Source organism: Burkholderia sp. Ac-20384 (genome assembly GCF_017104605.1).
In the GTDB taxonomy this organism is placed as follows: Bacteria; Pseudomonadota; Gammaproteobacteria; order Burkholderiales; family Burkholderiaceae; genus Burkholderia; species Burkholderia lata.
This window is the reverse complement of record NZ_JAAGPE010000663.1, coordinates 1-1,357: the sequence shown is the minus strand read 5'-3', so window position 1 is coordinate 1,357 and position 1,357 is coordinate 1. Positions and strand designations below refer to the sequence as shown.

The window sequence follows — 1,357 nt, the reverse complement described above, 5'->3', positions numbered from 1 at the left end:
CTAGCAGGCTGTTGAAATTGGGAACGGTGTAAACGGGCTCGAAGGGCGGTGCGTTAGAGATATCGTGTTCATGATCTTGAGCAGATGAGCCGATGCGTGGAATGGACGAGATGCAAGAACCGTTGTTCACGACGGTGAAGCTGGAAGACTTCGTGCCGGCCGATCACCCATTGCGGCCGCTTCGGCTGCTGGTCAATCAGGCGTTGAAGCGGCTCAACGGGCTGTTCGGCACGATCTATGCGGACAGCGGTCGTGCCTCGATTGCGCCGGAGAAGCTGCTGCGTGCGTTGCTGCTGCAGGTGTTTTACTCGGTGCGCAGCGAGCGCATGCTGATGGAGCAGATGCGCTACAACCTGCTGTTCCGCTGGTTCGTCGGCCTGGCTATCGAAGACGCTGTCTGGGACCACTCGGTGTTCTCGAAGAACCGGGATCGCTTGCTCGAACACGAAGTGGTCGAAGCGTTCTTTACCGAAGTCATGCGCTTGGCCGACAAGCAAGGGCTGCTGTCCAGAGAGCACTTCTCGGTCGATGGCACGCTGATCCAGGCGTGGGCCAGTCACAAGAGCTTCCGTCCCAAGGACGGCTCGGACGATCCGCCGGCCGGCGGCGGACGTAATGCCGACACGGACTGGAAAGGCAAACGGCGCAGCAACGACACGCATGAATCGAGCACAGATCCGGATGCCCGGCTGTTTCGAAAGGGCAGGCAAAGCGGAGCCGTCCTTTGTTATCAGGGGCACATCCTGATGGAGAATCGTTCGGGCTTGGTGGTCGGCGCCGTGGTGAGTCACGCCGACGGATTCGCCGAACGTGCCAGTGCGTTGCGCCTGCTCGATTGCGTGCCCGGTCGTCATGCCAAGACGCTCGGCGCCGACAAGGGCTACGACATGCGCGACTTCGTGCGCGATTGCCGGGCGCGCAAAGTCACGTCGCATGTCGCGCGCAACGATTCTCATCAAGGCGGCAGCGCGATCGACGGTCGCACCTCGCGGCACGCCGGCTATGGCATCAGCCAAGTGATTCGCAAACGCATCGAAGAGCACTTCGGCTGGGGCAAGACTGTCGGCAGGATTCGACAGACCGTGTATCGCGGCGTCAAGCGGGTCGATCAGCACTTCAAGTTGACGATGCTGGCGAGCAACCTGACTCGAATGGCGCGAATGCTGACGGTGGTGCAGCAAGGAGCCGTGCAATGAGCCGCCCAAGCGCGGCCATTGCGCGGCAACGCGCCGACTGGACCGCTCGCGAGCGGTCCAGCTTCGACGATCCGTCGCCAACTCAGCAGCCAATCGCATACAAAATCCTTTTGCGCAGCGACCTCGTGATCAAGACGAGGCGTTTTTCAACAGCCTGCTAG

The 1,357-nt window shown here is 61.1% G+C and carries 1 protein-coding gene; it reads left to right on the top strand.

Features of this window, described 5'->3' with window-relative positions; genetic code table 11:
* The first annotated feature begins 101 nt into the window (after positions 1 to 101).
* Entirely contained in the window at positions 102 to 1,196 is a 1,095-nt protein-coding gene (locus G3O00_RS42690; protein WP_206146595.1) for an IS5 family transposase, read from the top strand.
* Positions 1,197 to 1,357 lie beyond the last annotated feature (161 nt).